The following is a 25,842-nucleotide window of genomic DNA, read 5'->3' on the forward strand; positions in this document are numbered from 1 at the left end:
TTCAGAGATCGATAATGAAATTGAAAATCATTATCAATTAGAATTTTCGCTTATTTCCTGTTATTTGTCAAGGGTATTTATAAAAAAAATTCAAGATATTTACCAATGCTTTAAAACAGTTAAAATCTTTTAAAAAATCTGTATAAAAATGTATAATGAGAGGATGAAAAGATGCTATTTACATACGGAGAATCGAAGGTGTCATAGATGAAAAAATTGTCCTCATTTCTTAAGCCATACTGGCTTTTGATCATTCTTGCTTTATCCTTAATGATTGTCGAGCTCGGGGTAGAGCTATTACAACCTCTATTTATAGCAAAAATCATTGATGATGGCATTTTGCAGAAAGATTTATCGGTGGTGATTAAATGGGGAAGTGTCATGGTTGGACTTTCCGTTTTTTCATTTCTTGGCGGGATCGTTAATTCATTTACGGCATCACATGTAAGTCAAAGCTTTGGACATGATGTCAGGAAAAGCCTTTTTGGTAAAATACAGGCGTTTTCTTTTGCGAACTTGAATAATATCCCGACTTCCTCGTTGATCACAAGGATGACGAATGATGTTACCCAACTTCAAAATACGATTTTTATGGGCTTGCGTATCATGGCAAGGGCGCCGTTGATCGTAATCGGCGGAGCGATCATGGCTATTGCGGTCGATTTGAAATTATCCCTCGTATTGGTCATTTCAATTCCGGTTCTGGTTTTCTTCTTGGGATGGGTTATGAAGCGGGCGGCTAATCTGTTTAAGCTCGTCCAGAAAAAACTCGATAATGTCAATGGAGTCATGAGGGAAAACCTGATAGGCATGCGCTTGATCAAAGCTTTTCTTCGTAAGGAGCATGAAATCGGCCGATTTGACGATGCGAATGAAGAGTTGAAAAGAAAGACTGTGTCTTCCCTTCGTTTAATTGAAACGACGATGCCTGTGCTGATGCTTGTCATGAATGTGGCGATTCTGATCATTCTCTGGCTTGGAAGTGAATTTATAACAACGGGAGATATACAGGTAGGGGAAGTTGTGGCGATTGTCAACTATGCCACGAGGATCGCGGCATCCCTTTCCGTTTTTTCATGGCTGATCATGGTCATTTCCCGTGCAAAGGCTTCAGCGGAACGTGTGACGGAAATATTTGAAACCCCGATAGATATTGATGAAGGTAAGGCGGAAAGCAAGAGTGGGGCCGTCAATGGGGGAGGCATTAAGTTTCTGGATGTATCTTTCCGCTATCCTGGAACCGAAACCCCGATATTGAAAAACCTGACCTTCTCCATCGATCCGGGAGAATCGCTTGCCATCATAGGAGCGACAGGATCAGGGAAAACATCACTGTTTCAGCTGATTCCGAGATTATATGAAGTTGAAATCGGCTCCATTCAAATTGATGGCCAAGATCTGAAAGATATTCCCTTGAATTCGCTGCGGAACAGGATCGGCTATGTACCGCAAGAGGCCCTGCTTTTTTCGGGGACCATAAAAAATAATGTCGCTTGGGGAAAAGAGGGTGCCTCGATGGAGGAAATCATGGCTGCGGCCATGCATGCTCAGGTCCATGAGACCGTAATGAAACTTCCGAAGCAATATGAAACCCAGTTAGGGCAAAAAGGAGTGAACCTTTCGGGAGGGCAAAAGCAGCGCTTATCGATTGCAAGAGCATTGGTGCGCAAACCGAAGATTCTCCTTCTGGATGATAGTACAAGTGCCTTGGATTTGAAGACGGAAAGTAAATTGCTTGCCGCTTTAAAGGACTATACATGCACAACGCTCATCATTACACAAAAAATCAGTACAGCCATGGAGGCTGACAAAATCTTGTTGCTGGAAAGCGGTCAAGTCCTTGCGCTGGGGAAACATCAGGATTTGATGCAAACAAGCGATCTTTATCGAAAAATCGTTCACTCACAGTTTGGGGAGGAGGGGATTTCGCTTGAGTCGAAGAATATCCCCCGATAAGGCAAAGTCTAAACCGGTCAACTCCTGGAATACGGTAAAAAGGATCATTCCCTACTTGGCAACGAATAAAAGCCTGCTATTTTGTGTCCTTTTCATGGTACTGATAAGCTCGGTTTTGGGATTGCTTGGACCCTTTCTTGTTGGGATGGCCATTGATGATTATATTGTCACAAGAGATAGCGGGGGGCTGATCAGCCTTCTTTTAGGGCTTCTCGGAGTCTACATATTTTATTCCCTTTCCATGTGGCTTCAGAATTATTGGATGATCGGAATTGCACAGGATACGGTTTATGCGATGCGCAATCAACTATTCAAAAAGCTTCACCAGTTGTCCATTCCCTTTTTTGATCGGCGTCAGCACGGGGAGTTGATGAGTAGGGTCACGAATGATATTGAAAATGTCAGTTCCACTTTGAATAGTTCCGTCATCCAGATCTTTTCAAGTGTGCTGACACTTGTCGGGACGATCGGAGTCATGCTGTATTTGAGCCCTTTATTAACTATTTTAACCTTATTCATCGTTCCTCTCATGTTCTTCGGTCTGAAGTGGATAACGAACAGGACGGGAAAGCTGTTTAAAGCACAGCAGAAGAACCTTGGAGAACTGAATGGGTTTATAGAAGAAACGATTTCCGGACAACGGATCGTAAAGGCTTTTTCACAGGAAGATAAAGTGATCCGTGATTTTATCATCCGGAGTGAAAATTTAAAGAAAGCCGGATTCCTATCACAATCATACTCAGGGCTGATCCCAAAACTGATGAATTTACTGAACAACTTAAGTTTCACGGTAATAGCCGCTGTCGGCGGGTTTTTGGCGCTGAGTGGCATAGGTACGGTTTCCATCGGGGTCATTGTCATCTTCACAGAGTACTCAAGGCAATTCACCCGTCCGCTCAATGACCTGGCTAACCAATTCAATACACTCCTCTCAGCTGTTGCCGGTGCTGAACGGGTTTTCGCCATACTTGATGAAAAAGAAGAAGAAGTGGATGAGAAACAGGCTTCTGAACTTCGTGAAGTCCGCGGTGAGGTGGACTTTGAGGGTGTTTCCTTTTCGTATAATGATGAGGAGCAAACGATATATGATGTTAGTTTCCATGCAAAAAAAGGGGAGACCGTCGCGCTTGTAGGTCCCACGGGGGCAGGTAAGACCACGATCATTAATCTTCTTGCCCGTTTTTACGAGCCGAACAGCGGCCGGATATTGATTGACGGCCAGGATATCCAACAGGTGACGAGGTCCAGTCTCCGTAAGCATATGGGCTTCGTTTTACAGGATTCCTTCTTGTTTCAAGGTACGATTCGTGAAAATATCCGCTACGGCCGGCTGGAGGCGGAAGATGAAGAAGTGGTGAATGCAGCCAAGCTTGCCAATGCCCATTCCTTTATCATGAAACTGCCAGATCGATACGATACCATCTTGAATCAAGATGGCAGTGGAATAAGTCAGGGGCAGCGCCAGCTAATATCGATTGCCAGGGCTATTTTAGCGGATCCCGTTTTATTGATTTTGGATGAAGCGACAAGTAGCATAGATACGATAACCGAGCTTAAAATCCAGGAAGCATTACAGCGCTTGATGGAGGGAAGGACAAGTTTTGTCATTGCCCACAGATTGAATACAATTCAGCAAAGTGATCAAATCCTCGTACTTGATGAAGGAAGGATCATTGAAAAAGGATCCCATGATGAATTGTTGCGGCAGAGGGGTTTTTATTACGATCTAAACCGCAGCTCATTAAGGGAAAATCAGATAGGATAAAGAAAAAATGTGTGCCATCCGGCGCGCATTTTTTGTGTTGGTCCCATAATGAGCATCATAAACTTGGGGATTGCATCCCGTTCATTTAATGATGAATCTTCTAAAAATGCGTTCACACAATACGATTTTTATAAAGCATGGAAATCATTGATTCCACCAAAGTGGGAAAGGAGGGAATTATCGACAAAATAATGGAAAATACTTTACAAATTGACTAAATTGCTATTGCTAAAAAACCTTATGGTAACATATAATTCAGAATATATATAAAATTCTTTAAATTTAATGGGTACGGGGAGAAATACTGCCCTGACCCCTTATAAATGAAGGTTTTTTTATAGTTGTACACTAGATCGATAGAGAGGAGATGGAAAAAAATGAAAGCGCTTAAGTCTGTTATTCTTTGGGGGATCATATCTGCATTGGGTGCGGTGAGCTTTGGTTTCGTCGCGCTAAACCGGGGGGAAAGCATCAATGCCATGTGGATTGTTACTGCGGCACTCTGTGTTTATTCAATTGCATACCGCTTTTATAGTAAATTCATTGCACGGAAAGTGTTTGAGCTAGATGACAATCGCCAGACTCCATCGGAAGCGAATAATGATGGGAAAGATTATGTACCTACAAACAAATGGGTGTTGTTTGGCCACCACTTTGCAGCAATTGCCGGAGCTGGACCTCTCGTAGGCCCTATCCTTGCAGCGCAGATGGGATATTTGCCAGGGACGCTATGGCTTGTAGTCGGAGTTGTTTTGGCTGGTGCCGTACAGGATTTCATCATTCTTTTCGGTTCGATGCGCCGTAACGGCAAATCTTTGGGAGAGATGATCAAAGAGGAGATTGGACCGATTACAGGCTTGATAGCGATGATCGGTATCCTCGGTATCATGATCATTTTACTGGCGGTACTTGCCCTGGTTGTCGTAAAAGCGCTGGTGGGCAGTCCGTGGGGAATGTTCACGATTGCCTCGACCATACCGATTGCAGTCCTGATGGGCATTTACATGCGTTATATAAGGCCGGGACGGGTTGGTGAAGGGTCGATTATCGGAATCATACTTTTGATGCTCGCGTTATATTTCGGCCGCTTTGTAGCCGAGAGTGCAACATTGGCGCCAATGTTCACTTTCAGCGGGGAAACGATTGCCATCATGTTGATTGTCTATGGTTTCGTTGCCTCCGTTTTGCCTGTATGGATGTTATTGGCACCGCGTGATTATTTAAGTACATTCTTGAAAATCGGTACGATCATCGGACTTGCACTTGGTATCTTTATTGTCATGCCGAGCCTTGAAATGCCTGCCGTCACTCAATTCATCGATGGAACGGGACCTGTATTTTCCGGCAATTTATTCCCGTTCCTATTCATTACGATCGCTTGTGGAGCGGTATCGGGATTCCATGCACTCGTTTCCTCAGGTACAACTCCTAAAATGATTGAACGCGAATCACATGCACGTCCAATCGGATACGGGGCGATGTTGACTGAATCCTTTGTAGCCATCATGGCGATGATTGCCGCCTGTGTATTGACGCCAGGCATCTATTTTGCCATTAACAGCCCGGGGGCCGTTGTGGGAACGGAACCAGCGCAAGTGGCTGCTACGATATCAGATTGGGGTTTCCTTGTGACACCTGAGATGATTACCGGCCTTGCAGACGATGTTGGGGAAGAGACAATTATATCCCGTACTGGAGGAGCTCCAACCTTTGCAATCGGCATGGCCCATATCTTCTCCCAAGTGATTGGGGGTGCGTCCCTGATGGCGTTCTGGTATCATTTCGCGATACTGTTCGAGGCATTGTTCATATTAACCACGATTGATGCAGGAACCAGGGTGGGACGTTTTATGATACAGGATATCATCGGCACCTTTTACAAACCATTTGCCGAAACGAATAAATGGCTGCCCAATATAATTGCGACTGCCATTTGTGTAATCGGTTGGGGGTACTTCCTTTATCAAGGGGTCATTGATCCTCTTGGCGGAATCAATACCCTTTGGCCATTGTTTGGAATTGCGAATCAGATGCTTTCCGCCATTGCATTGCTGCTTGGGACGACGGTCCTTTTCAAAATGGGCAAAAAAGCGTACACATGGGTCACTCTTGTGCCCACTACATTCTTGTTGATAGTGACCATGACGGCAGGGTGGCAAAAGCTGTTCCACGAAAACCCGGCAATTGGCTTTTTAGCACATAAGGATAAATTTAAAGAGGCTTATGATAGCGGGGAAGTTCTTGCTCCGGCAGCCAATCTGGCCGAGATGAAGCGGGTTATCGTCAATGATTATGTGGATGCTGCCCTATGTGCCATCTTCATGATCGTGGTGATCACGGTCCTGATTTCTGCCATTAGGTTATGGATAAAAGTCTTGAAGAACCAGAAAATAGATTTACATGAAACGCCTTATGTATCAAGGTCGTCATAAGGGAGGGAAAGCGATGTTGAAAAGAATAATTACAATTCTCAGCTACAGAAAGCAATTCATCAGTTTGCTCGTCGGCGTGCCAAGTTATGATACGTATGTGGCACATATGAGAAAGCATCATCCTGAAGATCCCGTGAAAACCAGGAAAGAATTTTTCTGCGAAGCCCAGGATGAACGGTATAACGCAAAGGGGGGGAAAGTGTCTCGTTGCTGTTAATGAATATTTATTGAAGGGTCCTCAATAGGAGGGCCCTTTTTTTAATGGTTTTTTCGAGGGGGAATAAGTGGAGGGTGAAATGTAACAGCCATGGAGTCGTGAAGATGTGGAAAAGTGACTATTAACCAAAAAAATCACATTTGCTGATCCTTTATTCTTATTGATGTTATATAATCTAACATTTTTTATGAAAAATACAAAAATTAAGTTGAATTATTAGAAAATTAAGTATATGATAAAAAATATAACATAATAGTGTTAGTAAACATAACATATATAAAAAATAAGGGGGAAAAAACAGTATGCAAATGGCAGATTCGGTATTCATGTTTTTGGCGACGATGATGGTTTGGCTAATGACACCAGGAATTGCCCTATTTTATGGAGGTATGGTAAAAAGTAAAAATGTCTTGAATACGGCAATGCATAGTTATATGCCTCTGGCTGTCATTTCTATTCTTTGGGTGCTGATTGGGTATTCATTATCATTTTCACCTGGTAATTCACTTCTGGGCGGTCTGGACTGGGTTGGTTTAAAGGATGTGGGTTTTGCACCTGGACCTTACAGCGAAACAATTCCCCATAGTTTGTTCATGTTATTCCAAATGACTTTTGCCGTTTTAACGGTCTCGATCATTGCGGGTGGCATTGCCGAACGGATGAAGTTTTCAGCATTCCTGATTTTTACGATCCTATGGTCTTTATTCGTATATGCTCCCGTTGCACACTGGGTATGGGGGGGAGGCTGGTTAGCGGAACTGGGTACACTTGACTTTGCAGGTGGCAACGTTGTTCATATATCTTCAGGGGTTGCAGGTTTGGTATTAGCAATCATGTTAGGTAAAAGGAAAGAGTCGGGGGACAGTGCACCGCATAATCTTCCTTTAACATTTCTTGGAGGATCATTAATTTGGTTCGGTTGGTATGGCTTCAACGTCGGAAGCGCACTGACAATCAATGAAGTGGCGATGAATGTATTCGTTAATACAGCTGTTGCAGCAGCTGCTGGTATCATTGGATGGCTGATCGTCGAGTATATGGCTAATAAAAAGGCAACATTGCTGGGTGCAGTATCCGGAGCCATTTCTGGCTTGGTGGCCATTACACCCGCTTGCGGATTCGTAACGCCCGCTTCATCAATCATCATCGGTGTCATCGGCGGTGCCGTTTGTTTCTGGGGCGTATTCTTCCTGAAGAATAAACTGGGTTACGACGATGCGCTTGATGCTTTCGGGTTACATGGAATCGGCGGGACATGGGGTGGCATCGCTACAGGTTTGTTCGCGACAACTTCCGTAAACGAAAGCGGTGCAAATGGTTTATTCTATGGAGATTTCAACTTGTTGTGGAAGCAGCTTGTAGCGATCATTGCGACATATATCTTCGTTGCCGTGGTCACTTATATCGTTGCTAAAGCCATTAACCTTTTCGTACCGTTGCGTGTCAGTGAAGAAGATGAGTCAATGGGGCTTGATCTTACACTTCATGGAGAAAAAGCTTATCACGAATCCATTTAAATGGGGGTGCTCATATGTCCGAGATTTTAACGAAAATAGAAATCATTACACGTCCTATCCAATTTGAACAATTCAAAGCGGAACTTGCAAAAATAGGGGTAAGCGGAATGACAGTATCGGAAGTAAAAGGAACGGGTCTTCAGAAAAGTTATGTGGAAACATATAGAGGCAGAAATCGTGAAATGTCATTGCATGATCGAATGAAAATCGAAATCGTCGTGTGTGAAGTGCCAGTTCAGGATGTTGTGGATGTAGCAAGGAAATTCTTGAGTACCGGTAAACCGGGTGACGGTAAAATCTTCATATATGAATTGGCGAATGTTGTGAATATCCGTACCGGTAAAGAAGGTCATGATGCGTTAAAGAATGACATCTGATGATCAATTCCGCCGGATACAGAAGATAAAAGAAAGGGAGCTGAAAATGGGGAGACTGGTCCGAATTGTTAATGCAAAAAAACAGAAGATCGTTAATACGCTCATTTCAGAGGATGTATATCAACCTGATGACAGACCCTTTTTATTGGAATTGCCACTGAAAAATTTAGAAGAGATTTTATCACTCCGATTAAAATCCACGTTTCAAAATCCCCGTTCAAAAAAATAACCTTTCAGCCGTTATCCTAGGGGAGAGCGGCTTTTTTTGTTTGATGTCCAGCTGGATTGTGACATTTAAATATTAGTATATTAAGGAAACCTTTTTTCTTGAATCCCCCATGGAAATCGCGGAGCATTCCAACTATAATGAATAAGGATATAAATTTAAATACGATTTTTTTGCTTTTTTCGACGCTTTTCGCTTAGTTACTTCAATTTTTCTTTAATTTTCCGAAAAGAAAATTCAAAAAAATGTAAATTTACCAAAAAACTATGAATTACTTCATGAATGCCCCTGCTTAATAATAGGGAAATTATTAATATGTTCTTTTAAGAGGTGAAAGGAAATGGATCAATTTACGGTCGAATCCGTTTTAAATATCATCAGGGAGTTTGTTCCGAAGGATGCTTCAATTTCTGTGGCTGATTCCGAAAAATACATTTATTATCAACCGAGCAAACAAGTGGACTTAAGAATAAAACCAGGTGATTTAATCAGTGAAAATACGGCGACATATAAAGCGCTGAGCGTCCGTAAAAAAATAGGGGTGCAAGTTGAAAGTAATGTATTTGGCGTACCTTACTATGGGCTGAGTGTTCCTATCATGGACGAGGGCAATCCTTTAGGGGCGGTAACGGCCATCTTGCCGTCAAAGCCATTAATTTTACCGACATCATTCCTGACCATTAAAACAGATGACCGCTGGATACCGCTTCCATATGTTGAAATTATGTATCTGGAAGCTCAAAATAGGAAAACTAAAATTCAGTCCGAACGTGTGAGTGGATTTCATAAAATGAATTTAAGTGAATTGGAATTCATTTTACCTAGTGATTTATTCATTCGTGTGCACCGTTCGTACATCGTCAATATCAACTATATAAAAGAGATCCTTCCTGATTTCCATTCTACATTTTTATTGATAATGAAAGATAACTCCAAAATCCAGGTCAGTCAAACATATGCAAGTCAATTCAGGAGGGCTTTGGGGTTTTAGTGATTCTCCTTTGTGTGAAAGAAATGCTGGTTTATGCCCAATTTAAGGCTTTTCATTCGAAAATGAATGTGACGATTACACAGGATTGGTAAAATTAAGTGTAAGAAAAGCGAAAAATGGGGGTCTTTTGTATGAACGAAAGCGTTTTCAAAAAAATTCGCAACGAACAATTTAAGGGGAAAGTAGTTACAGCGGAAGAAGCAGCTTCATGGATTAAAAATGGGATGAAACTAGGTATGAGTGGATTTACCCGTGCTGGTGATGCTAAAGTTATTCCGATGGCTCTAGTTGAAAGAGCTAAAACTGAAAAATTCAAAGTTGACGTATATACTGGTGCCTCATTAGGACCGGAAGTCGACCAACATATGGCGGAAGCAGGTATCATAAATAAACGTTTGCCGTTCCAAGCGGATAAAGGCATTCGCAATAAAATCAATGCTGATGAAGTAACTTATGTGGATCAGCATTTGTCTCATACAGCTGAACAAGTTCGTCAAGGCATTGTCGGACCGATAGATTTTGCAATCATCGAAGCATTGGCGATTACGGAAGATGGATTGATCATCCCGACAACTTCTGTAGGCAACTCAGCCATATTCGTTCAAGAAGCTAAACATGTGATCATTGAATTGAACGTATCCCATCCAGAAGGATTGGAAGGGATGCATGATATATATACACCGGCTAAACAAGGGGAACGCGAACCGATTCCTATGACTAAAGCAAGTGATCGCCTTGGATCGATCGGCATTGCGGTTGATCCTGAAAAAGTAATGGGAATCGTCGTTTCTACAGATCTTGATGCACCTTCCACAATCGTGCCGCCGGATGAAGAAACTGCAACAATCGCCAACCACCTCATTAACTTCCTTCGTGGAGAAATCAAGGCTGGCCGTTTAACTGAAAGCCTTGCTCCGCTTCAGTCGGGTGTAGGTTCAGTGGCAAATGCAGTATTCGCTGGCTTCCTTGATTCTGAATTCAAGGATTTGGAAGTTTATTCAGAAGTGCTGCAAGATGCGGTATTTGATTTGATCGATGCTGGAAAGGTTAAATTCGCTTCAGGGTGTTCGATTACATTAGCTGAAGAAAAAGGGAAACAAGTTTACGGTGAGCTTGAAAAATACCGTGATAAACTGGTTCTTCGTCCACAAGAAATATCTAACCATCCTGAAATCATCCGTCGTTTGGGCTTGATTTCAATCAATACAGCGTTAGAGTGTGATATCTATGGTAATGTAAACTCGACGCATGTTTCTGGGACAAGAATGATGAATGGAATCGGCGGATCAGGAGATTTTGCCCGTAATTCACGCCTAGGCATTTTCGTAACGAAATCATATGCAAAAGGCGGCAAAATTTCCAGTATCGTTCCTTTCGTTTCGCATGTGGATCATACTGAACATGATGTGGATGTATTAGTGACAGAGCAAGGGATCGCTGATTTACGTGGCTTGGCACCAAAAGAGCGCGTAGAGTTAATCATAGAAAACTGTGCTCATCCTGACTACCGTCCACAGCTACGTGCATACTTCACTGAAGCTGTTGCGCAAACGGGCGGGCATCAAACTCCGCACATTCTTGAAAAAGCATTTTCATGGCATACGAACCTAGCTAAAAACGGTACGATGCTTGAAGCGGTTCTTCAAGATCAAAAATAAGACTCAAAACCCCGCCAATACAGCGGGGTTTTTTATTTGGGTCCGTGTCCGGTATAGGTGAAAACCAATGAATCTTTCGTCACATCAATGGAATATTGAAAGGTAAATAGATTATTTCTCCTAAGTAATTTGTATGGTGTTTCCTATTGATTCTTTTTTCTGCGACAAATAACAGATTTTAAAGTGTAAAATGATGCTTAACCATCAAATGGATAGGGAACTGTATCTTTAGGCTTTTTCTTTTATTTTTGTATATAATTATTCATTCAAGTTATAGAAATATGGTAAACTGCTAACAATGAAAGATTATCATACATAGAATTTTTCACATTCATGATGTTGTTTCCTTAGAAATAGGGAGTTATATAGAATTGCTTATAGTGGAGGAGATAATTTGTTCAAGCAAAAACTGCATTTTTGGACGTTAGAGTTATTACTATTGTCTTTACTTTTTTATGTTGGTACAAAGATTTCTTTTCTTTTTGAACCAATAGTCATTTTTACATCTACATTGTTCTTTCCAATCTTGATTTCGGGTTTTCTCTACTTTTTGTTCAACCCTACCGTTGATTTCCTCGTTAAAAGGAGAATGCCAAGGGGATTGGCGATTTTATTGCTTTACGTATTTTTCCTTGGATTGATTAGTTTACTGGTCGGTCTGGTTGGCCCGTCACTTTCCAAACAGGTTACGGACTTAATCAATAACCTTCCGGATTATTTCAATCAAACAAGGAAGTTCATTGAAGATTCTGCGGAGTCAAAATGGTTTTTATGGACGGTGGAACAAGATTATGTACCTCTGCAAGAAGTAGGGGATTCGCTGCAAAAATATTTGACCAACTTACCTAGTAATATAACGAACAGTTTAACTTCCGTTTTCAGCGTGGTGACGAATATTACTTTAGTGGTCGTAACGGTTCCTTTCATCCTGTTTTATATGTTGAAGGATGGAGATAAGCTTCCGGCCGCCATTATGAAATTCGTACCGGTTCGCTATAGAAAACCAGCTTTAACAGTACTTCAGGAAACTGGCGGGACGCTTACTACATACATACAAGGGCAGATTCTTGTTTGCATGTTTGTCGGGATCGGAACGTTCATCGGGTATTTGATCATTGGTTTGCCTTACGCGTTCTTATTCGCGCTGATTGGTGCTGTAACCAATATCATTCCATATGTAGGCCCGTTTATCGGAGCCGCTCCTGCTGTCATTGTGGCATTGATTCATTCACCGACAGAGGCATTATTGGTCATTCTGGTGGTAACGGTCATTCAGCAATTGGATGGTAATTTCATTTCACCGCTAGTCATCGGGAAAAAATTGAACACACATCCGCTGACCATCATCATCCTATTGCTCGTGGCCGGAAACATTGCCGGTATCATCGGCATGATTTTGGCCGTTCCGACCTACTCGGTTGTTAAAACGATAGTATTGAATATCGTTAAATTCATCAGGATCCGAAAAGAGGAAAAGCTTGAAGAAGATATATTGGAATGAAAAAACGGGCCCGACTCATTTGAGTCGGGCCCGTTTTCTGGTCACAAACCTAAGGAAATATATTTTACTTCCAAGAATTCTTCGATGCCCTGGTGTCCGCCTTCACGGCCGAGTCCGCTTTGCTTGAATCCGCCAAATGGAGCTTGCGGAACGGAAGGAAGTCCATCGTTCAAGCCAACAATACCGAATTCAAGTGCCTCGGTGAATTTGATGCCCTTTGTGATGTTTTCAGTGAAGACGTAAGCTGCCAAACCGAAGATGGAGTCATTTGCCCTCTTGATTGCCTCTTCATCAGTCTTAAAGGAGGCAATGGGAGCTAGTGGACCAAATGTTTCTTCCTTCATGCAGAGCATGCTGTCATCAATGTTGGACAATACGGTCGGTTCAAGAAAAAGGCCGCTTATTGATTTGCCGCCAGCTTCGAGCTTAGCGCCGCTGCTGATTGCTTCATCAATTTGTTTTTGAACCTTATCCACTGCATTTTGATCGATAAGCGGACCGATATCGACGCCATCTTCCAGTCCATTTCCTACCTTTAGTTCCTTGACCTTGGCAACGAGCTTTTCGATGAAGGCCTCTTGAATGGCTTCGTGGACGTAAATGCGATTTGAACAGACGCATGTTTGTCCTGCGTTACGGAATTTTGAACTGATGATGCCATCAACCGCTTTATTAAGGTCGGCATCCTCAAGAACGATTGCTGGTGCGTGACCTCCGAGTTCAAGCGAGATTTTCTTTACCGTGTCTGCTGAGCCCCTCATCAGGGTTTTGCCGACTTCTGTAGAACCGGTAAACGTCAATTTACGAACCCTCGTATCTTGAAGCCAAGTTTCGCCGATTTCTGAGGATTTTCCTGTCACGACGTTGATGACTCCTTTTGGAATGCCGGCTTCTTCAGCTAATTCAGCCATTTTTAAAGCTGTTATGGGAGTAAGGTTTGCCGGTTTAATGACGACTGTGCAGCCGACGGCAAGCGCTGGTGCCACTTTTCTTGTAATCATGGCTGCAGGAAAGTTCCAAGGCGTAATGACAGCTACAACTCCGACAGGCTGTTTAGTCACAAAAAGCCGCTTATTGGACACGGAAGCAGGAATCGTTTCGCCGTATACCCTTTTTCCTTCTTCGGCAAACCAAGATAAAAAGCCATTGGCATATGTCATTTCACCAAGAGCTTCTTTAAGGGGCTTTCCTTGCTCTTCAGTCATGATTTTTGCCAGTTCTTCTTTATGATCATCAATCAATCGATGCCATTTCCAAATTAGTTCAGCGCGTTCGTAGACTGAGAGTGCAGCCCAGCCCGTAAAGGCTTCATATGCGGCATCTGCAGCCTTCGCCGCTTCAGTTGCACCGCCTTTAGGAACGGTGGCAACTACTTCATCCGTTGCCGGGTTTCTCACTTCAATTTTATCCAATCCAAAATCCGACCACTCACCGTTAATAAATAATCCGTAATCCTTCATGATAAAACCTCCTAATTTGGTTAAATCCATCAAACTACTAAAACTTTAAACTTTATACTTTTACCTGTTACATAAAAGTATAAACACTTTTCAGTGATTCTGAAATTTATTTGATTGGCTATTTATAGAAAAATGGCTTTCATTGCTAGAAAGGGAGAAATACACAAAAAAGAGGTGCAAGTTGCACACCTCTTCATTCAAGGTTCAATTATTTTTCCGATGAGACAGCCACTTCACTCATATCACCTGAGATGGCTTGGTTTGGATTGAATTCACCTTCTGATTTAGAAATGACCACTGTAGCGACACTGTTACCGATTAGATTGGTGATGGCGCGTGCTTCTGACATGAAGCGGTCGACCCCAAGCAGTAATGCCATTCCTTCAACTGGAATCATTGGGAAGGCAGCTAATGTTGCAGCAAGTGTGATGAAACCGGATCCCGTTACACCGGCAGCACCTTTGGATGTTAACATCAAGATTCCTAGAAGGGTCAACTCCTGCCAGATGCTTAAATCGACACCATAGGCTTGGGCGATGAAAATCGCAGCCATGGATAAGTAGATGGAAGTGCCATCAAGGTTGAAAGAATAACCGGTTGGGACAACCAAACCGACTACCGATTTTGAGCAACCGTATTTTTCGAGTTTTTTCATCACGCTTGGCAGGGCGGATTCCGATGAAGAGGTTCCTAAAACTAAGAGGATCTCTTCTTTTATATAGGCAATGAACTTGAAAATATTAAAGCCATACATTTTTGCAATCGAGCCAAGGATAAGAACAATGAAAAGTGCCATTGTGATATAAACACTGCCCATTAATTGTCCTAACGAGGTTAAAGAACCAAGGCCAAACTTACCGATTGTATAAGCCATTGCTCCAAATGCGGCCAATGGAGAAACTTTCATGATCATACCGACGATGCCGAAGAAAATATCGGCAATATGCTGAAAGAAAGAAACGACTGGCTGCACTCTCGGTCCCATTGCCGCCATTGATAATCCGAATAATACGGCAAAGAATAGAATAGGGAGTAAGTCTCCGCCAGCCAGTGCGGCAACGGCATTATCAGGAATGATATTAGAAATGAAAGCAACGGCGCCATGTTCCGTTTCGGAAGCGGCTGTCGTATATTGTGATACATCTCCGCCCTCGACTGAATCGATGTTAAAGCCTTTACCAGGTCCCAGCAGATTGACCACGATGATTCCGATGGCAAGTGCGAAAGTGGTAACGATTTCAAAATAAAGCAGGGCCTTACCGCCGATGCGGCCAACCTTTTTCATATCACCCATACCGCCAATTCCGATTACGACGGTTAAGAAGATGATTGGTGCGATGACCATTTTAATCATTTTAATAAATAAATCAGCCAATATCTTCAGTTGTTCACCGAAAGCAGGGAAGAAGAAACCGACTGTTATACCCAGAATGATACCGATGATGACCTGAACTGTTAAATTTTTTAATATTTTCAAGGGGCATTCTCCTTTGTTATATGATAGCGCTTTCTTAACTTGATAATAGTGTAACAGAAGAAAGAATCAGAATATTCTTTTGGTGATATTGTTTTCTTTTTGTTCTTTTTGGTCTTGGGGATTTTGAATAACTGAAGAGGAATTAAAAGTGAAGATTAGGATATAAAGAGATTACTAAGCCGTAAAAAAATACCGGTGGAGCACCGGTATTGGCGAAAATCAATTTTCAAATGGTTTTATTAGTGCATATAGGGTTCCAATCACAGGAAGTTTCAAACCGACCTTGTCGGCTAGGCGCAGTGCACCGCCCTGTAAATGTTCCACTTCGAGGGTTAGGCCCTTCCGGCGGTCCTGGTGCATCGAAGAGGTGGATTCATCAGGTAAGCCTGCCATGTTTTCCAACGCTTGAGCAATATTCTCCACAGTAATTCCGATGTCATAAGCATTTGCAAGCTCCTTCATTTCAACAAGGACCTTTTCTAGCAATCCATTGGTTTCCGGGTATCTCCGTATCGTGCCGATAGGGAGGTTCGATGCTGTTGTCACACCGGAAAATGCGGTGATGAACATGTATTTGATCCACATCCTGATCAATATGTTTTCCGTTCTGCTTACCTTCATGATAGCTGATCCCGCCGCCTGTTCGAATTCATCACAAATCTTTTTTTGTGACGGATGAAGCGGGCCATAGATTAAATCGTGATTTTCATTGGAGTGAATGACATGACCTTTTTCATCAAGGGTGGCGATGATGAAGGCACTTCCTCCCAAGACGGCTTCATCGCCCAGCGCCTCCTGTAAAATGGATATATGCTCCAATCCATTCAAAAGCGGGAGGACCTTTGCGCCCTTTTCAACAAGGACCTTTAAATCTGTAAGAGTGCCTTGCAGATGCTGTCCTTTTACGGCGAGAATCACGAGGTCGACCTTTTCTATATCATTTACATTCTCTGTGATATGAAGGTCGTTGAATTGGTAGTTTCCATGTGGGCTGGTTATGCTGATCCCGTTTTCCTTCAATTGTTTGGCGCGGTTTTTTCGGACAAGGTATTGAACATCCTGTCCGGCCTGCTGCAACCTGCCCCCAAAGTAGGAGCCGAGTGCCCCGGCCCCTATAATGACAATATTCAAAGCGCACACCTCTCTTTTGATTAAGATGTACTAATCATAACATTGACTGAAATTTCAGTAAATATTTCCGTTTGAAGGTCAACTGGTTGTTTAGATGTTTGTAAGAATGGGAAAAACAAAAGACCAGCCTGAAAGGTTTCAGGCTGGTGCTTATCATTATTTATAGATTTTTACTTTAACGGTTTTTCTGCCCCAATTGATAGCTTTTGAGTGAGAAGAGTAGAAGACGTCAATTTTATTCCCTTTGATTGCGCCGCCTTTATCTGCCGCAATGGCATCCCCGTATCCTTCTACATGAACTTTTGTTCCTAGTGGAATGACCTTAGGGTCGACCGAGATGGCTTTTACGTTAGGGTTTTTCTTTAAGTTAAGACCAGATGCTGTAATCCCGCTGCAGCCTTTGCAGTTCGCAGTGTAAGCTGTTGCCTTCACCGTGATCGTTTTATATTTCTTGGATGATGATGATGTTTTTGCTTTAGCTTTAGGTTTAGCAGAGGTCGATGTTTTCTTGACCTTTAAAACTTGTTTTGGATGGATGTTATCTTTTTTCAGGTTGTTCCAACTTTTGAGTTGATTGACTGTTATATTATGTTTATTGGCGATACCCCATAGTGTGTCGCCGCTTTTAACTTTGTATGTAGTAGTAGCAGCCGATGAAACTCCGGAAAAACTAAATACCAAAAAGAAAGCAGTGAATAGTGGAAGTAGTATTTTTTTCAAAATGAATAGTCTCCTTTGTTTTAAATCGTAGACTTAGAATAACAGGTCTTTATGACAATAATGTTTCGGTGGAATAGTAATTGTGTTACAAAAAGGTTTCCCTTGATAAATAAATGTAATATAAACTAGGTCAAAAGTACTTATCAGTTAAATGTGAATATATTATTTATTATGTCAGTATAAGCATATTTTTGTTAAATAGTGTTGATGTAATGGCACATCCTGTATGATGAGGTAACATATGGATGTTAAATCCCTGGTTTTAAAGTCCTGTATATTTTGTAAAAAAACAACGTAATAATAGACGATTGAATGCTGTTTATTTTAGTGGGAGAGGATATTCGGAACATGAAAAAAGCCGACATCTATGTGATGCCGGCTCAAACTTAGACAAAATCGATGAAAATCGAGTTTGTCTAAGTTTTTTTGAGAGCTTGTTAAAATTCGAACATTGATTTCCACTCCAGGCACTCGCTTTCCGCGGGCGGTCCGGGAGCCCCTCGGCGCCTTTGCGCCTGTGGGGTCTCCCTTGGACGCGCTTTTCCCGCAGGAGTCTCGCACCTTTCGTTTCAATCAACTTTGTTTTTAAAATGTAGATAGACTTCCTTTTGTCTATATGTGATGCCGGCTTTTTTCATGATTTGGATTAATGTAAAATAAATTCAGAAGCGAAATCGACCAGCATTTTTTGGTAGACTGCTACTGATTCAAGATTGACGCATTCCCTATCTCCATGCCAGTTCTCGCCTTTTGGTCCGAATTCAATCGCTGGGATATCATATGCCGCAAAAAAGACGGTATCTGCAGAGCCATGTTGTCCAAAAATGACAGCATCTTGCTTGGTGTTTCTTTCGATAATCGGTCGGAGCAAAGTGATGAATGGGTCTGATTCTTCGGTTTTTACAGGTTTACTGTACATATTAAGGAGAACATTATTTCCTGTCACACTTTCGATCTGAGCAATGATTTCTTCCATTGTTTGCGTAGGAAGATAGCGAATATCAAGACTTAGCAAACAAGCATCCGGTACCTTATTATAGACATCCCCGCCTTTTATTTTTGCTAGGTTAAGTGAAGGGGAAGAGTAAAGGGGAGTATGATCCCGGGTGAAAGGAAGTTCCTTTATTTTTTGATAGAGATCATAGGCCTTTTCAATTGCATTCACGCCTTCCCATGGACGGCTTCCGTGAGCAGATTTGCCGGATACTTCAATATCGAGACGAAGGGCACCCTTTGCCTGGAGTCCGATTCCCAGTTGCGTCGGTTCAGCACAGATTACAAAGTCCCCCCGATAACCATGTTTCGCTAAATATCCGGAACAGTTCAACCCGCCAATCTCTTCATCGGATACGATCTGTAGCTGGATTTTTAAACCTAAGTCCTTATCTTTCAGTTCGGTAAATGCACACATCATCCCTGCAACTCCAGCTTTCATATCGGCTGTTCCGCGTCCATATAAATTTCCTTCATGAACCTCAGGGAAAAATTGATCCGGCGTACCGCTGACAACATCGACATGGCCATTCCAAATTAGGGTTTTTTCCCCGCTGCCAATCTCGCTAACAAGCATTTTATAACCGTTATTTACAATCACATTCACGGTAAGTCCTTGATCTTTAAGCCAGTCCGCACAGTAATCAACCGCTTGGTTGGCTCCTTCTTTCGATGAACTGTCGATAGATACTAAATCTTTAAGTAACTCGATGAGCAAAAAGAAAACCTCCTAAAAATATGCATACTACTATTATATATACCCTTTCTGAATAAGGGTTAACTCGAAAATATTTTCCTGTTAAATAACGTTTAGCACTTTCATCCCCTGGGGTATGTAAAGGGGGAGCGACAATTTACATTCTTTAAGGAGGATGATAGATATGGATAAACGTATAATTGGTGTATATGAAACTGGAGAAGAAGCTATAAAGGCTGTTGAGTCATTACAGGCCCAAGGGTATAATCGTGAAGATATTTCAGTGGTAGCTAAAGATAAAGAAGAATTAAATGCAGTGAATGAAGAAACGGGTACAAAAGTTGAAGAGGGGCTCGCAGCTGGTGCGGCGACTGGCGGTATTTTGGGCGGTGCTGCCGGATTATTGGCAGGTGTGGGTGCGTTGGCAATTCCGGGAATCGGGCCGGTACTGGCTGCTGGACCGCTTGCTGCAACATTAGCCGGAGCGGCTGTAGGCGCTGGAACAGGAGGATTGGCCGGTACATTAATCGGAATGGGCATACCTGAAGACGAAGCGAATCGTTATGAAGCGGATGTAAAGAGCGGCAAATTGCTTGTGTTAGTCGATTCGGATGCTAGAAAATCCAGTTCTTCTTACTCGGGAATAACCGAAACCGATGAAACGCTGACGAATGGCAGAAGAACTCTATAAGGCGTAATTTTAAAAAGGACGGATCCCTTAGGGGGCCGTCCTTTTTTGATTAGAATGTGAATTTCTTTATTTCTTTGTGCATTTCCTGGGATAGGGCATCCAATTCACTAGCCAGGGCATTTAATTGTTCCATGGAAGCATTCGTTTGTTCTGCGGAAGCTGATACCTCTTCGGTTCCTGCCGCAGTTTCCTGACTGATTGAATTTAATTTTTCTGCATTGCCCGCCATCCGTGTGACTTCGTTTACCATATCGTTCATCATCTCTTTTATTTCGTCAAAATTGCTGAATGTGTTCGCGATGATGGATGCAATGTGACTGAAAGCATTTTCCGTATCCGTTACAGAAGTATCCTGAAGATGGATTTTTTGATTGACTTGATCAATCAAATGAACGGTATTGGTTGTATCGTTTTGCATGGCTTGAATGATTTCAGAGATTTCTTTCAGTGATTTTTCCGTTTGTTCGGCCAATTTCTTCACTTCATCGGCAACAACTGCAAACCCTTTTCCGTGTTCACCAGCCCTCGCTGCTTCGATGGCAGCGTTCAGGGCGAGTAAATTCGTTTGTCCTGCAATCCCGCTAATGGTTTTTACGATCGCACTGATATCATTGGATCGTGCATCCAATGATTTGACTGCCGTGCTCATCTTATTGGATATCTGGGACGTTTCATTGAATTGTTGTTTCAGGCCTTGTACTTGAGTGATTCCGTTTTCGGAAGCCTTGAACATATTTTCGGATTCCGTGGCCATTTTTCCCGTTTGCGCCTCAAGATCATAGATTTTGTCAGCCAATAGCTTTACGGCCATTTCGTTATTCTGCCCGACTTCGATTTGGTCTATGGCACCGGCTGCTATTTGTTCCATCGTCATGGCCACTTCGTTAGCTGCTGCTGAATTTTCATCGGCACTGGCCACTAGCGTCATGGAGGAATCAGATACTTTATCGGAAAGGTTGTTGACAACCCCTAACATATGACTCATATTCCTGGTCATTAAGCTGGTGTCTTCTGCAAGTTGGCCAATCTCATCTTTTCTGGAAATGGAATTCCAGGAGGTGAAATCGCCGTCAGCCATTTTCCGTATGGATTCCTGCAGCTTTTTAATGGGATTCGTTAAAGAACGGGTGATGAAGATGGCAGATAGTGCAGTGACGGTAAAGACAATCAATAGTGTGATGACATTATCGATTATCATCGGGCTTGCCCGGACTTTCACTTCATTTTCCTCCATTACCCCTGCTATTCTCCATCCGGTGGTAGGATTTGTGGCGTATCCGACGATCCGGCTTTGCCCTTCAAATTCCTCGGTCATTGATCCGGATTCACCTTTCATTTTTTTGAAAATATTTTCCTTTGATATATCCTGTTGAATTTTTTCCTTGTCTGGATGTGTAACGAATGACCCTTTCTGATCAAGCAAAACCGTATAGCCCGTTTCGCCGAATTTCGTTTGATTGACCATCGTGATCAATGTATCGATCGAGATGTCGACACCTAGCACGCCTATTAATTCATCACGATCATCATATATGGCTTTTGCTGCCGTAATGACAAGTTCATTCGTAGCCTGATCGGTATAAGGTTCCGTCCAAATGGTCTTGTTTTTTTGTTTTAATGCGGATTGATACCAATCCCTCTGTCTTGGGTCGTAGTCAGCCGGCAATTCAGTTTCTGGGAATATAAATGCTTTTCCATCTTTCTCTGTGCCGAGATATATACCATTTATTTCAGAGTTACTGGTTTGCGTATAAGAAAATTCATCCATTATGGATTCGAGGTTCTTATCATAAGAAATCATAATAGGATATTTACTGATTCTATCCAATTGGTTTTCCGTTTTTTGAAAGAAGGTCTCGAAAGAATCGTTCATTGACTTGACTTGTTCTTCCGTCGATCCGGTAAGTTCCTTGGTCGTCAACTCGATACTATTTTTATAGCTCATGTAGGAAATGGCCATTCCGCTTATCATGATCAAAGCTAAAAAGGGAATCAATATTTGTTTTTTTAGCGAATTAAAATACCAGTCTGTCAGTCTTTTCATCTTTAAAATTCTCCTTATATACTTCAAATTAATTTTGACTTCTATTTGATATTTCGGTCTTCTTTCGCTTTTTTTGAAGGGACAAGTTAGAGAATTCCAATATTAATTTTGTCGTGAAGTGCAAAGGTGGGAAGGGGGTGGAATATAGTGGATAAAAAAAGAGCTGACTGCCATGGTCAACTCTTTCATTCATTGAATACTATTCGAATTGGATATTTTTTGTCCTGTCCATATACCATGTGTAAAATTCGTCTGCATATTCAACGGATACATCTTGGAGCTTTGTATGGTGTACAGGCTTGGAGCGGTTGATCGTTTCAATTGTGGCAAGCCCGAAAAGCTTTTGCAGCTTCGAACGTTCCACCTCAATTTGAATGACCTTGCTTCTTTTGGTAATGAATAGTGATGTTTCCAAACTTCCGGATTTGAACTGAATGAACTCATCATTTAACAAGTAACGGCTATTTTTGTAATCCATTATTCTCAATGTATAAAAGAGGACGAGTAGAATCAGCGAGATATACCATAGGGAGGGTTTGAAATAATAAATCGCCAATGTTGTGAGAATCCAGAAAAAGCTGGGCCGCAGCATTCGGATTTTGAAGGCCTGTTTCGATAGTGACCTCATTGATCGTTCCACTTTGTAAACGGGTAAAATCTCTTCTACCATCCCATATGCCCGTTCAATTGATAAAAAAGGATAGAGGGTGTTCGTTTCCAGCTCTTTATCACCGGTGCTTCCTGCACTGATCAGTTTCACTTCTGCCAACCCCAGCACTCTTTTAATGATTGATTGGGTGATTTCGACTGCTTGTACTTTTTCTTTCCGAATGGAAAAAGCAGATTCGTCCAGAACACCTTTCTTGATATATATGCGCTCGTGATCGGATGAAATTTCATATTTTCCATATCTAACGAATGTGGAAACGATTCCGAAGGCAACGGCGACACATACGAGGCCTGCAATAACGATGGTAATGATCCACCATGTATCCAATAACTTGGCAAGAAACCCTTCGGCGTTCTCCAAATCGAAAAAATCATCGAGTGTATTATATAACGTAGCCAATATCGGGATAAGAGCCAGGAAACTGAGTGATGTAAAGGAAGCTTTCAGCACATCATGTTTGCTTGGAGTGAAATGGATCGTTTTTTCATTGGCTGGTTCCATATCCTCAGCAATTCGTTCTTCGGGAATATCCGCTTCAATAACCGGAAGTTCCTGTTTTGAAGCATATTCCCCCTCAAGCCGTTCGGCCTCTTTTCGGGAAATCATCTCGAAAGGTACGCTACCCTGATCACCAGTCATCCCCGTTTCGAATGTTAAAGAGGTCAATCTGAAAATCTTATGAAATAACGTCGTGCGTTGCTGGACATTCTGAACCTTATGAACCGGGACAGTTCGATACGATTTCGAGACAAGCCCTGAAGTAATGTATAAGGTACCTTCTTTGATTTGGTATTTGTATGTATACCATCTAAGGATGACAGAAATGACTTTCCAAACCAAATAAACTAGAAAGCCGATTTGGAGTACCTTCATATACATCTTTTCAGAACCGAAATTCAGGACATAAAGCATGATTATGAAAAATACATTTCCTTTCAGCAATTTCCAAAATTCGAAAGGGATTTTGATAGGGTGTAATCGTTTTGCGTGTTCTTCCATCATTAATCCACTTCCTTAATTTTTGCGAAATGGGCAATTTTATCTCGTAATTCATACGCCTCTTTCTCGGGGATGGCTGGTATGTCATGAGAGTCGCCCATTGTTCCGATGCTTAGGGAATAAAGGTTGTATTTTCGCAAAAACGGTCCTTGGTTCAATTTGACAGATTGAACCTTCGTCATCGGAATAAGTTCATGCGTTTCACTCCATGCTCCACGTTTTGTTTGAATGAATTCTTCGTTCACGTCGTAACGCCAATACTTTTGCAAAAGTATCGGTTCAATGAAGATGGACCAGATAGCATGGAAAAAAGATAATACGATAAGTCCGTTTAAAATCCATCCAATCCATTCTTTCCAAGTGAAATAATCATCAACAAATAATAGGATGCCAAGGACGGCGAGGATAATGAGATTGGTAATGGCTTCAGTCATCCGCCAAACCTTCACTGATTCTTTGGATATTTTCTTCGTTGGTGGCTGTATCTTGGAATACATATATTCACTCCTTACTATGTCTTTATACTTATACGGATTATCTTGCAAAAAAGTTCCCTATTAAAGGTATATGTATAGAAATTATGCAGCCGCATACCATGGAGTGGAGGGTGAATAATCCTGCAGTTTCCCGAGTATGTATAAATAAGGAGTTTTCTAGTGGATCTTTTCTTTTTATATGACCGAAAAATGGACAAGATAGAAGTGGTGAGTTTCTAGAGCGGGAGTGATAGGTTTGACGTATAAAAGGAAGATGAGTTTTATATTCTTCCTGTTTTTGATTTGTTTTTTTAATGGAGAATCGATGCAGGCTGCGAATGATGATGGAAACCTAGGGCAGGAAATTCAACGAATATTGGAGCATTCGCCAGGATTGGCTGGGGCGTTGACGGGAATTTCCATCCGTTCAGCTGAAACGGGGGAAATGATTTATGAACGGGGATCGCAAACGAGATTGCGGCCTGCTTCGAACCTTAAGCTTTTGACAGCAGCAGCTGCGCTGGAAACTTTAGGGGAAGATCATGCTTTTCAAACAGAACTATACATAAAAGGAGTGCAGGTTGGCCAGGTTCTGCAGGGCAATGTATACCTGAAGGGAAAAGGAGATCCCACATTATTGGAAAAGGATTTTGATGAGCTGGCAGCTTCACTGAAGCAAAGGCACGTTAAGTTCGTTCACGGGGATCTTATAGGGGACGATTCTTGGTATGATGATGTTCGTTATTCCCAAGACTTAGTTTGGAGCGATGAACAGGAATATTACGGTGCAGCCGTTTCGGCTTTAACTGCTTCCCCGAATGAAGATTACGATACCGGTACCATCATCGTGAAGATAGCCCCTGGGGAAAAGGCTGGAAAGAGGGCAACGGTAAAGCTGGAGCCTGAGACCGATCACGTGAAGGTCATCAACAAAACGAAAACTGTATCGGCAGACGCTAATAATAGAATTGAAGTCGAACGGTCTCATGGCACACAAGTCATTACGGTGACCGGGACCATTCCGGAAGATGCCGGGGTGACCAAAGAGTGGATCTCGGTGGAAGATCCCACAGAATATGCCTTGAGCCTATTTGAAAAATCAATGAAGAAACATGGAATTAAAGTGTTGGGAAAAAGGAAAAAAGGGAAAACGCCAGTAGGAGCGGACATGATTGCCACTCATCAGTCCATGCCGCTTTCACAACTGCTTATTCCTTTCATGAAATTGAGCAATAACAGCCATGCCGAGGTTTTGGTGAAGGAAATGGGTAAAAAGGCAGATGGGGAGGGAAGCTGGAAGGATGGTTTGAAGGTTGCTCGAAATCAGCTGAAGAGTATGGGTCTCGATATGCAAACGATCATGATGCGTGATGGGTCTGGAATTTCCCAAGTCAATATGATTCCAGCGAATGAAATAACGAAGCTGCTGTATGCCATTCAGGAAAAAACGTGGTTTCCTGCTTACTTGAATGCTTTACCGATTGCAGGCAACGAAAATCGGATGGTGGGCGGTACGCTTAGAAAGAGGATGAAAGGGACACTTGCAGCCGGGAATGTCCGCGCGAAAACAGGGACAATTTCAGGTACGAGCTCCTTATCAGGTTATGTGACGACCAAAAGAGGGGAAAAAATCATATTTTCAATCATCCTTAATAATTTTGTAGAAGAAAAAGGCATTACGGCAATCCAGGATAAGATAGCCGTGATGCTCGCAGAACAGGAAAACCTATTGGGAAGCGGCCATTAGTATCCATGGAAAGCTAAGTTGAAGTTCAGGATCTGCGAGAAAAAGCCAAATCATTTTCTTCGGCAAGTCCGAATTGGCAGCATAATGCCGATAAGCC

20 protein-coding genes are annotated in these 25,842 nt (G+C 42.2%); 12 read left to right on the plus strand and 8 right to left on the minus strand.

Features of this window, described 5'->3' with window-relative positions; all coding sequences use genetic code 11:
• Nucleotides 1-207: 207 nt before the first annotated feature.
• The 10 genes from MKX49_RS00490 (at nucleotide 208) to MKX49_RS00535 (ending at nucleotide 12,640) form a co-directional block, all read left to right on the plus strand.
• Complete coding sequence (locus tag MKX49_RS00490; protein WP_340874209.1) at nucleotides 208-1,956, plus strand: ABC transporter ATP-binding protein; 1,749 nt, start codon at nucleotides 208-210, stop codon at nucleotides 1,954-1,956.
• A complete protein-coding gene (locus tag MKX49_RS00495; RefSeq protein WP_340874210.1) occupies nucleotides 1,931-3,721 on the plus strand; it encodes an ABC transporter ATP-binding protein in 1,791 nt (596 codons plus the stop codon). Before MKX49_RS00490 ends, MKX49_RS00495 begins: the two co-directional genes overlap by 26 nt.
• 377 nt (nucleotides 3,722-4,098) lie before the next feature.
• On the plus strand, nucleotides 4,099-6,153 hold the full coding sequence (locus MKX49_RS00500) for a carbon starvation CstA family protein (protein WP_340874211.1): 2,055 nt from the start codon (nucleotides 4,099-4,101) through the stop codon (nucleotides 6,151-6,153).
• Between the two features lie 13 nt (nucleotides 6,154-6,166).
• Nucleotides 6,167-6,370 (plus strand): YbdD/YjiX family protein, encoded by a 204-nt coding sequence (locus tag MKX49_RS00505; RefSeq protein WP_251541563.1) that lies wholly within the window; start codon nucleotides 6,167-6,169, stop codon nucleotides 6,368-6,370.
• A gap of 302 nt (nucleotides 6,371-6,672) precedes the next feature.
• The gene (locus tag MKX49_RS00510; RefSeq protein ID WP_034305862.1) at nucleotides 6,673-7,887 is read left to right on the plus strand and encodes an ammonium transporter; all 1,215 of its coding nucleotides are present in this window, start codon (nucleotides 6,673-6,675) and stop codon (nucleotides 7,885-7,887) included.
• A 14-nt stretch (nucleotides 7,888-7,901) separates the two neighbouring features.
• Nucleotides 7,902-8,264 carry a P-II family nitrogen regulator gene (locus tag MKX49_RS00515; RefSeq protein ID WP_048685015.1) on the plus strand — a complete coding sequence of 121 codons (363 nt, stop codon included), beginning with the start codon at nucleotides 7,902-7,904 and terminating at the stop codon, nucleotides 8,262-8,264.
• Nucleotides 8,254-8,493: a hypothetical protein gene (locus tag MKX49_RS00520; RefSeq protein ID WP_340874212.1), complete on the plus strand. Its 240-nt coding sequence runs from the start codon at nucleotides 8,254-8,256 to the stop codon at nucleotides 8,491-8,493. Before MKX49_RS00515 ends, MKX49_RS00520 begins: the two co-directional genes overlap by 11 nt.
• Before the next feature lie 337 nt (nucleotides 8,494-8,830).
• Nucleotides 8,831-9,481: a LytTR family DNA-binding domain-containing protein gene (locus tag MKX49_RS00525; RefSeq protein WP_323066546.1), complete on the plus strand. Its 651-nt coding sequence runs from the start codon at nucleotides 8,831-8,833 to the stop codon at nucleotides 9,479-9,481.
• A gap of 131 nt (nucleotides 9,482-9,612) precedes the next feature.
• Complete coding sequence (locus MKX49_RS00530; protein WP_034305854.1) at nucleotides 9,613-11,139, plus strand: acetyl-CoA hydrolase/transferase family protein; 1,527 nt, start codon at nucleotides 9,613-9,615, stop codon at nucleotides 11,137-11,139.
• 394 nt (nucleotides 11,140-11,533) lie between these two features.
• The gene (locus MKX49_RS00535) at nucleotides 11,534-12,640 is read left to right on the plus strand and encodes an AI-2E family transporter (protein ID WP_034305852.1); all 1,107 of its coding nucleotides are present in this window, start codon (nucleotides 11,534-11,536) and stop codon (nucleotides 12,638-12,640) included.
• Between the two features lie 41 nt (nucleotides 12,641-12,681).
• Here MKX49_RS00535 and MKX49_RS00540 read toward each other — a convergent pair whose 3' ends face one another.
• The 5 genes from MKX49_RS00540 to MKX49_RS00560 form a co-directional block, all read right to left on the minus strand.
• On the minus strand, nucleotides 12,682-14,100 hold the full coding sequence (locus tag MKX49_RS00540) for an NAD-dependent succinate-semialdehyde dehydrogenase (protein ID WP_048685027.1): 1,419 nt from the start codon (nucleotides 14,098-14,100) through the stop codon (nucleotides 12,682-12,684).
• Between the two features lie 208 nt (nucleotides 14,101-14,308).
• On the minus strand, nucleotides 14,309-15,577 hold the full coding sequence (locus tag MKX49_RS00545) for a dicarboxylate/amino acid:cation symporter (RefSeq protein WP_095390446.1): 1,269 nt from the start codon (nucleotides 15,575-15,577) through the stop codon (nucleotides 14,309-14,311).
• Nucleotides 15,578-15,796: 219 nt separating this feature from the next.
• Nucleotides 15,797-16,717 carry a ketopantoate reductase family protein gene (locus MKX49_RS00550; protein WP_340874215.1) on the minus strand — a complete coding sequence of 307 codons (921 nt, stop codon included), beginning with the start codon at nucleotides 16,715-16,717 and terminating at the stop codon, nucleotides 15,797-15,799.
• A gap of 147 nt (nucleotides 16,718-16,864) precedes the next feature.
• Nucleotides 16,865-17,428 carry a 3D domain-containing protein gene (locus MKX49_RS00555; RefSeq protein WP_063577450.1) on the minus strand — a complete coding sequence of 188 codons (564 nt, stop codon included), beginning with the start codon at nucleotides 17,426-17,428 and terminating at the stop codon, nucleotides 16,865-16,867.
• Between the two features lie 646 nt (nucleotides 17,429-18,074).
• The gene (locus MKX49_RS00560; RefSeq protein ID WP_340874218.1) at nucleotides 18,075-19,139 is read right to left on the minus strand and encodes a M20 family metallopeptidase; all 1,065 of its coding nucleotides are present in this window, start codon (nucleotides 19,137-19,139) and stop codon (nucleotides 18,075-18,077) included.
• A gap of 163 nt (nucleotides 19,140-19,302) precedes the next feature.
• On the opposite strand from MKX49_RS00560, the gene MKX49_RS00565 reads away from it, so the two are divergent.
• Nucleotides 19,303-19,809, plus strand: a complete 507-nt coding sequence (locus MKX49_RS00565) for a general stress protein (protein WP_048685038.1) — start codon at nucleotides 19,303-19,305, stop codon at nucleotides 19,807-19,809.
• A gap of 49 nt (nucleotides 19,810-19,858) precedes the next feature.
• On the opposite strand, the gene MKX49_RS00570 is transcribed toward MKX49_RS00565, so the two are convergent.
• From MKX49_RS00570 to MKX49_RS00580, 3 genes are all read right to left on the minus strand, one after another.
• Entirely contained in the window at nucleotides 19,859-21,853 is a 1,995-nt protein-coding gene (locus MKX49_RS00570; protein ID WP_340874219.1) for a methyl-accepting chemotaxis protein, read from the minus strand.
• 199 nt (nucleotides 21,854-22,052) lie between these two features.
• Entirely contained in the window at nucleotides 22,053-23,525 is a 1,473-nt protein-coding gene (locus MKX49_RS00575; protein ID WP_340874220.1) for a PH domain-containing protein, read from the minus strand.
• Complete coding sequence (locus tag MKX49_RS00580) at nucleotides 23,525-24,019, minus strand: PH domain-containing protein (RefSeq protein ID WP_034305830.1); 495 nt, start codon at nucleotides 24,017-24,019, stop codon at nucleotides 23,525-23,527. The genes MKX49_RS00575 and MKX49_RS00580 overlap by 1 nt, the downstream gene beginning before the upstream one ends.
• A gap of 253 nt (nucleotides 24,020-24,272) precedes the next feature.
• On the opposite strand from MKX49_RS00580, the gene dacB reads away from it, so the two are divergent.
• Entirely contained in the window at nucleotides 24,273-25,745 is a 1,473-nt protein-coding gene (dacB, locus tag MKX49_RS00585; RefSeq protein ID WP_445670151.1) for a D-alanyl-D-alanine carboxypeptidase/D-alanyl-D-alanine endopeptidase, read from the plus strand.
• The last annotated feature ends 97 nt before the right edge of the window (nucleotides 25,746-25,842 follow it).

The organism is Peribacillus sp. FSL M8-0224, assembly GCF_038003055.1.
GTDB classification, from domain to species: domain Bacteria; phylum Bacillota; class Bacilli; order Bacillales; family DSM-1321; genus Peribacillus; species Peribacillus frigoritolerans.

Coding starts and splice junctions, on each gene's coding strand:
- MKX49_RS00570 (WP_340874219.1), bottom strand. CDS start 21,853: ATGAAAAGACTGACAGACTGGTATTTTAATTCGCTAAAAAAACAAATA.
- MKX49_RS00580 (WP_034305830.1), bottom strand. CDS start 24,019: ATGTATTCCAAGATACAGCCACCAACGAAGAAAATATCCAAAGAATCA.
- MKX49_RS00540 (WP_048685027.1), bottom strand. CDS start 14,100: ATGAAGGATTACGGATTATTTATTAACGGTGAGTGGTCGGATTTTGGA.
- MKX49_RS00505 (WP_251541563.1), top strand. CDS start 6,167: ATGTTGAAAAGAATAATTACAATTCTCAGCTACAGAAAGCAATTCATC.
- MKX49_RS00490 (WP_340874209.1), top strand. CDS start 208: ATGAAAAAATTGTCCTCATTTCTTAAGCCATACTGGCTTTTGATCATT.
- MKX49_RS00575 (WP_340874220.1), bottom strand. CDS start 23,525: ATGATGGAAGAACACGCAAAACGATTACACCCTATCAAAATCCCTTTC.
- dacB (WP_445670151.1), top strand. CDS start 24,273: ATGAGTTTTATATTCTTCCTGTTTTTGATTTGTTTTTTTAATGGAGAA.
- MKX49_RS00520 (WP_340874212.1), top strand. CDS start 8,254: ATGACATCTGATGATCAATTCCGCCGGATACAGAAGATAAAAGAAAGG.
- MKX49_RS00565 (WP_048685038.1), top strand. CDS start 19,303: ATGGATAAACGTATAATTGGTGTATATGAAACTGGAGAAGAAGCTATA.
- MKX49_RS00515 (WP_048685015.1), top strand. CDS start 7,902: ATGTCCGAGATTTTAACGAAAATAGAAATCATTACACGTCCTATCCAA.
- MKX49_RS00500 (WP_340874211.1), top strand. CDS start 4,099: ATGAAAGCGCTTAAGTCTGTTATTCTTTGGGGGATCATATCTGCATTG.
- MKX49_RS00530 (WP_034305854.1), top strand. CDS start 9,613: ATGAACGAAAGCGTTTTCAAAAAAATTCGCAACGAACAATTTAAGGGG.
- MKX49_RS00510 (WP_034305862.1), top strand. CDS start 6,673: ATGCAAATGGCAGATTCGGTATTCATGTTTTTGGCGACGATGATGGTT.
- MKX49_RS00525 (WP_323066546.1), top strand. CDS start 8,831: ATGGATCAATTTACGGTCGAATCCGTTTTAAATATCATCAGGGAGTTT.